This is a genomic window from Streptomyces sp. NPDC059851 (assembly GCF_042732005.1).
Lineage (GTDB): Bacteria > Actinomycetota > Actinomycetes > Streptomycetales > Streptomycetaceae > Streptomyces.
In genome coordinates this window covers 21,696-28,503 of sequence record NZ_JBHWJJ010000111.1, presented here as the reverse complement: position 1 = coordinate 28,503, position 6,808 = coordinate 21,696, and the positions used below count along the sequence as shown (strand labels likewise).

Annotated in this window: 5 protein-coding genes; 3 read left to right on the top strand and 2 right to left on the bottom strand. The window is 74.1% G+C overall.

Translation table 11 applies throughout. From position 1 onward, the window contains the following. Both ACFV7Q_RS29060 and ACFV7Q_RS29055 read left to right on the top strand, forming a co-directional pair. Window positions 1–1,296: ATP-binding cassette domain-containing protein (locus ACFV7Q_RS29060; protein ID WP_385432766.1), on the top strand; the 1,296-nt coding region annotated here is incomplete at its 5' end. Between the two features lie 217 nt (window positions 1,297–1,513). Further along, window positions 1,514–2,272 (top strand): TioE family transcriptional regulator, encoded by a 759-nt coding sequence (locus ACFV7Q_RS29055; protein ID WP_385432764.1) that lies wholly within the window; start codon window positions 1,514–1,516, stop codon window positions 2,270–2,272. Window positions 2,273–2,340: 68 nt separating this feature from the next. Here the strand turns inward: ACFV7Q_RS29055 and ACFV7Q_RS29050 are convergent, their stop codons facing one another. Then, entirely contained in the window at window positions 2,341–3,573 is a 1,233-nt protein-coding gene (locus ACFV7Q_RS29050) for an FAD-dependent monooxygenase (protein WP_385432762.1), read from the bottom strand. 101 nt (window positions 3,574–3,674) lie between these two features. On the opposite strand from ACFV7Q_RS29050, the gene ACFV7Q_RS29045 reads away from it, so the two are divergent. After that, window positions 3,675–4,397, top strand: a complete 723-nt coding sequence (locus tag ACFV7Q_RS29045; protein ID WP_385432760.1) for a TetR/AcrR family transcriptional regulator — start codon at window positions 3,675–3,677, stop codon at window positions 4,395–4,397. Between the two features lie 175 nt (window positions 4,398–4,572). Here the strand turns inward: ACFV7Q_RS29045 and ACFV7Q_RS29040 are convergent, their stop codons facing one another. Further along, window positions 4,573–6,639, bottom strand: coding sequence for a SpoIIE family protein phosphatase (locus ACFV7Q_RS29040; RefSeq protein ID WP_385432758.1), 2,067 nt, complete (start codon window positions 6,637–6,639; stop codon window positions 4,573–4,575). Between the last annotated feature and the right edge of the window lie 169 nt (window positions 6,640–6,808).

The window sequence follows — 6,808 nt, the reverse complement described above, 5'->3', positions numbered from 1 at the left end:
TACCTCTCCCTCGACCGGCCCTCGGGCACCCTGTCGGGCGGCGAGGCGCAGCGCGTGAAGATGATCCGCCACCTCGGCTCCTCCCTGACCGACGTCACGTACGTCTTCGACGAGCCCACCATCGGCCTCCACCCCCATGACATCCAGCGGATGAACGACCTGCTGCTGCGACTGCGGGACAAGGGCAACACGGTGCTCGTCGTCGAGCACAAGCCGGAAGCCATCGCGATCGCCGACCACGTCGTCGACCTGGGCCCCGGCGCCGGCACCGAAGGCGGCACCGTCTGCTTCGAGGGCACGGTCGAGGCGCTGCGGGGCAGTGGCACCGTCACGGGCCGCCACCTCGACGACCGGGCCGTCCTCAAGGACGAGGTCCGCAAGCCCACCGGCGCCCTGCAGATCCGCGGAGCCACGGCGAACAACCTGCGCGAGGTCGACGTCGACATCCCGCTCGGGGTGCTCACCGTCATCACTGGCGTCGCCGGCTCCGGCAAGAGCTCCCTCGTCCACGGGTCGATCCCGGCGGGCGAGGGCGTCGTCTCGATCGACCAGAGCCCCATCCGCGGCTCCCGGCGCAGCAACCCGGCCACGTACACCGGGCTCCTCGACCCGATCCGCAAGGCCTTCGCCAAAGCCAACGGGGTGAAGCCGGCGCTGTTCAGCGCCAACTCCGAGGGCGCGTGCCCCACCTGCAACGGCGCCGGCGTCATCTACACCGACCTGGCGATGATGGCCGGGGTCGCCACCACCTGCGAGGACTGTGACGGGAAGCGGTTCCAGCCGGCGGTGCTGGAGTACCGCCTCGGCGGTCGCGACATCAGCGAGGTGCTCGCGATGTCGGTGACCGACGCCGAGGAGTTCTTCGCCGCCGGCGAGGCCCACACGCCGGCCGCGCACCGGATACTCCAGCGGCTCACCGACGTCGGCCTCGGCTACCTCAGCATCGGCCAGCCGCTCACCACCCTGTCCGGCGGCGAGCGGCAGCGGCTCAAGCTGGCCACGCACATGGCTGACAAGGGCGGCGTCTACGTCCTCGACGAGCCGACCACCGGCCTCCACCTCGCCGATGTGGAGCAGCTCCTCGGCCTGCTCGACCGGCTGGTCGACTCCGGCAAGTCGGTCATCGTCATCGAGCACCACCAGGCGGTGATGGCACACGCCGACTGGATCATCGACCTCGGTCCCGGTGCGGGCCACGACGGCGGCCGGATCGTCTTCCAGGGCACCCCCGCCGACCTGGTCGCCGCCCGCTCCACCGTCACGGGGGAGCACCTGGCGGACTACGTCACGCCCTGACCGGCTGCCGGACTGCCGGACGGTCAGAACCGGCCGTTCGGCGCCCGCCCGGGGACCCGACCCCGGCCCGGGCCCGTCCGGCCGGGGCGGGGCGACTGCGGCGACGTCCCGGCGCCACGGGCGGCGCAGCACCGGGCGACGGGATCGGTGAGGCCCCACGGGGGCCAGCGGTAGGCTTTCGCGCGATCGTCCCGGGACCAGCAAGGGAAACCTTCACATGCGGTTGAGGCCCGTCGACCTGGCGCGCGAGCACGGCCTGTCCACTCAGGCAGTGCGCAACTACGAGGAGGCGGGGATCCTGCCGCCGGCCGAGCGCTCGCCCAGCGGCTACCGCGTCTACGCCCCGCGCCACGCGGCGGCGCTGCGGGCCTTCCTGACGCTGGTCCCCGCACACGGCCACGCGACCGCGGGGGCGATCATGCGGGCCGTGAACGGCGGCGGGGTCGGAGAGGCGCTGCGACTGATCGACCAGAGCCACGCGCAGCTCGCGGAGGACCGGCGCACCCTGGACGACGTCGAACGGGCGCTGCACGATCTGGTGTCCCCGGACGGTCCGGTGCCCCCGGACGGTCCGGGGCCCGCTGCCGAGCCGGTGTACCCGCGCGAACCGGTGACGGGGCGCGAACCGGCGGCGGGAGGGACGTTCATCGGGCCGTTGGCGCACCGGCTCGGCATCCGGCCGGCGACACTGCGGACCTGGGAGCAGGCCGGGCTGGTCGTCCCCCGGCGCGATCCGCACACCGGCTACCGCGTCTACACCTCCGCCGACGTGCGCGATGCGCTACTGGTGCACCAACTGCGGCGGGGCGGGCACGGGCTGGAGCAGATCGCGCGGGTGCTGGAGCGGGTGCGGTCGGCGGGCGGACCGGAGCCGCTCCAGGCGACCCTGCGGGAGTGGCGGGACCGGCTGACGGCGCGGGGCCGGGCCATGCTGGCGGGAGCGGCCGCACTCGACACCTACCTGGGGTGCCGCTGACCCGCCGGCCGCCCCGTCTACGGCCCGCCCCGGCGACGGGCCCGCCCCCTCGACGGCTGCGGCGCAGGTCACCGGCCCGTCCCGTCCAGCCGGCCGGCACCGCTGGGCGCGGCGGGAAGGTCGGCCAGGTCGGCCAGGTCCACGGTGCTGCTGACGCGCTCACCCATCCTCAGCATCCAGTTCATCAGCAGGGGCCGGGACAGCAGCGCGTTGCGCACCCGTATGCCGGTCGCGGTGCCGGGGGCCAGGAACCTGCCGGTGCGGTCGCCGCCGGCCTGGCAGCCCTCGGCGTACTTCCGGAGCCTGTTCTCGTACCGGGTGAAGGCCGCCCGGTGGTCGTCCCGGGCCCGCGCGAGTTCGCCGGCCAGCACATGGGCGGCGACCACCGCGGTTCCCGTGCCCATGCCGCCGATGGTGGCGCCGCAGGCCGCGTCACCGAGCAGACACACGCGCCCCGTTGACCAGGTGCCCACGTCCGCACGGCTGATCGAGTCGAAGTACAGGTCGGGGGCCCGGCGCAGCGAGTCGAGCAGGCGGGGGACCTCCCAGCCGAGATCGGAGAACGCGTCGTGGAGCAGCCGCTTCTGCTGCTCGGGGTCGTGGCGGTCGTACGAGAGTTCGGGCGCGGCGAAGACGAAGAAGGCGCGGGCCTGCGCCGGGTCCCGATGGTCGGCGCCCACGGAGGCGAGCCGCCCGGGCACGTTGTACCCGACCGCCCCCCTTCCCACCCCCAGGTCGTTGGGGAGCTGCCAAGTGGCGGCGTAGTGGCCGAGGTGGCTCACGTGGTCCTCCTCCGGTCCGAAGGCCAGGCGGCGGACGTTGGAGTGCAGGCCGTCGGCGCCGACGACCAGGTCGAATTCGCGCGAGACCCCGCTGCGGAAGTCGGCCCGCACGCCCGAGGAGGTCTCGGTGAGGCGGGTGACCGAGTCGCCGAAGACGTACTCGGTGCGGGGCAGGCTGTGCTCGTACAACATGCGCGCCAGGTCTCCGCGGAGCACTTCCACCGCCCCGCCGGCGAACTCGGCCGGTAGGTGCAGCAGCGTGCTGCCGCGCTCGTCGACGAAGCGCATCGGGCTGCCGCCGGTCTGGATACGGCGCAACTCCGTCAACAGACCCATCCGTTCCAGCACGGTGAGGTGGGCCGCGCCGCGGAAGTCGACGGCCTGACCGCCCGGGCGCAGGGCGGGAGCCAGTTCCACGACGGTGGGCTCGAAGCCGTGGCGTCCCAGCCAGTAGGCGAGCGCCGGGCCGCCTATGCCGGCGCCGGAGATGAGGACCGTCCGGTTCTCGGAATTCTGCACGGGTCTTCCCCCATTCGAAACTGTGTCCGTCGGACACGGACGATTACTGTGTACCATGGACGCAGTTGGCTGGGCAAGATCGGGACCGGAGGAGCACGGACATGGCCGATGAGCACGCCGAGGTGGCGCGCCTGCTGTGGGGTCCGCACCCCAAGCGGGCACGGGGCCCCAGGCCGACGCTCGACCTGGAGCGCATCGCGCGGGCCGGCACCGAGATCGCGGACGCGGAGGGCCTGGCCGACGTGTCCATGCAGCGGGTTGCCGCGCACCTGGGCGTGACCAAGATGGCGCTGTACCGGTACGTGCCCGGCAAGGCAGAGCTGGTCGCACTGATGGCCGACGCGGCGATCGGTCCCTGCCCCCCGCCGGAGGCGTCGTCCGGTGGCTGGCGCGGGCAACTGGAGGAATGGGCCCGCCTCCTGGCCGAGGGCTTCGGCCGCCATCCCTGGGTGCTGGAGGCCACCGTCGGGCCGCGCGTCATGGGGCCCGCAGAGCTGTCCTGGCTGGAGCGGGCCGTCGCCGCGCTGGACGGTACGGGGCTGAGCGGTGCCGAGCGGATGGACGCGGCCGTCCTCCTGGCCGGTCACGTGCGCGCCATCACCCAACAGGCCCGGGCCGCAAGCCCTGAGGGCAGCCCGGAGGCGCAGCTGGGCGTCATCCTGGGCGATCTGATGCAGGCCCACGGCGAGCGGTTCCCCGCGCTCACCGCGGCCCTCGCCTCGGCGGCCCGGTCCGGAGGGCAGGACCAGGCATGGGAGTTCGGCCTCCAGCGCATCCTGGACGGTCTGGCCGCGCTCATCGACCGGCGCTCACGCACCCGCTGACCGCCGCCGCGGACCACGGCCGCCCGGCCCGCCCCGGGGTGGCGGCGACGCCGGCCCGACGAACCGGAGGGGGTTCCTCGTCAGCGTCTGCGACGTCGTTTCGGAACCGACTTCGTCCAGGGCGCTGCCGGGCACGACCGCGGCCCCCGTCGCCGGGGCCGCTGGTCGTCGTCGGTCAGCTGCCGATGCGGGCGATGAGGATGGCGATGTCGTCGTCCGCGGACGCGGGGACCAGGCCCGTCACGAGCGTGTCGCACAGGTGGTCCAGGGGGCGCTCGGGTTCGGCGAGCAGCCGGGTGAGTTCCCCGAGCCGGTCGTCGATGTCGGTGCCCCGGGCTTCGATGAGCCCGTCCGTGTACAGGACCAGCAGGGAGCCCGGCTGCAGGGGCAAGCGGGTGGTGGTGAAGTCGATCCCCCCGACGCCCAGCGGGACGCCCGGCGGCGTGCTGACGACCCAGGCGCTGCCGTCCGGTTGCACCGCCACCGGCGGGGGGTGCCCGGCGCGGGTGACGGTGCACTCGCCGGTCCGCGGATCGCAGGTGACGTAGAGGAAGGTGGCGAGCATCGGCTCGGCGAGGTCGGCGAGCGCCGCCTCCAGTTGGTGCAGCATGTCCGTCGGCGGCAGGTCGAGGCGACCCAGCGCCCGCACACTGGCGGACAAGCGGCCCATCACCGCGGCCGCGGGCATCCCGTGCCCCATGACGTCGCCGATCAGCAGCGCCGCCCTGCCGTCGGGCAGCTGGAGGACGTCGTACCAGTCGCCGCCGACCTCGTTGATGTCGCTGGCCGGCAGGTACCGGTGGGCCACCTCGATACCGGTCGGCGCGGTGATGTGCTGCGGGAGCATGCTGCGCTGGAGCAGCACCGCGGTTTCGTGCTCGTGCTGGTAGAGGCGGGCGTTGTCGATGCTGATGGCGGCGCGGGCGGCCAGTTCACCGGCGAGGACGACGTCGTCGGACCCGAACGGACCGATGGGCCGCATCCGGTAGAGGGTGGCCACGCCCAGGACCAGGTCGCGGGCGACGAGCGGCACCATCATGAACGAGTGCACGCCCGCCGTGAGCAGCTGCGCCGGCTTGTCGGTGCGCCGGGCGGCGAGGGAGACGGCCCGCTGGTCGAAGCGGGCGAGCACGTACGGCTGGCGGACGCTGAGGGCCTGCGTGTACGGGGCGCCGGCCGGGAACGTCAGGGTCCGACCGATCGGAGCGACGACATCGCTGAGGGCCCGGCCGGTCAGCGGGGACTTGCCCAGGCGCCGCAGTTCCACGCCCGCGGTCAGGCCCAGCCCCGGCTCGCCCCCGCGGGCGAGCGACTCCAGGACGTCGACGGTCACCACGTCGGCGAGGTGCGGCACCGCGAGGTCGGCGAGCTCCTGCGCGGTCCGCTCCAGCTCCAGACTGGCCCCCATCCGTACGCTGGCCTCGCTGAGCAGGGCGAGCCGGCGCCGGCCCACCTCGGCGGCGGTGTGGTCGCGCTGCTGTTCGGTGACGTCCACCAGCGTCGCGATCACACCGATCGGCCGGTCCATGGGGTCCTCGACGCGGACGTACGAGCACGACCACACCCGGTCCTGGGCCGGGTCCGCCGGCGTCCGCCCCCTGCGCCGCCGGTCCAGGAGCGGCTCGCCGGTGTCCAGGACCTGCCGCATCGCCTCCTCCATCTCGGCGGCGTTCACCTGGGGAAGCACCTCGGGCAGCCGCCGGCCGATGTGGGAGGACTCCGGCAGGCCGTTCATCCGCTCCAGGGCCGGGTTGACCTGCAGGAAGCGCAACTGGGTGTCGAGGATGCCGATCCCCACCGGAGACCGGGCGAACAGCCCCTCCCACACCGCGGACGACCCGCGGACGCGGCGCGCGGCGTGCGCCTCGGCGGCGAACACCAGCACCGCCGACGCCGATCCCTTCCGGTCCGGGACCGGGCAGGCCCAGATCTCCAGCTCCAGCGGATGCCCGTCGCGGTGCCAGGCGGTCACCGTGCCCATCACCCCGCGACCCGTGGCGGCGGTCTCCCACAGGGCCCGTCCGAGGCTGCGGTCGGCGCCCGGATGCAGCAGGTCCGCGATGTGCCGCCCCAGCACCTGGGGCGGCGGGTACCCCAGGAGTTCCTGGGCGGCATGGTTCCAGCGGACGATCCGGCCGTCGGAGCCCGTGGCCACCTGGGCCACGGGCAGGGCGCCCAGCCACCCGCCGGCGTCCTGCGCGGCGCCGCTGATCAGCTCCTCTATCGAGGTCTGCTCACGCATAGGCCACCCACCCGGATCGGATCCGGACGACTATCCTCCACACCCCATGGTCCCCCCGCCCGCCCGGCGGGGCCCACCGGGCCAGCCCCGCCGAGCCACCGGGGCCACCGACACGCACGGTGGCCGCCCGGCTGCGCGCGGTCCCGGGCGCGTGGCCGGGCGGACGGGC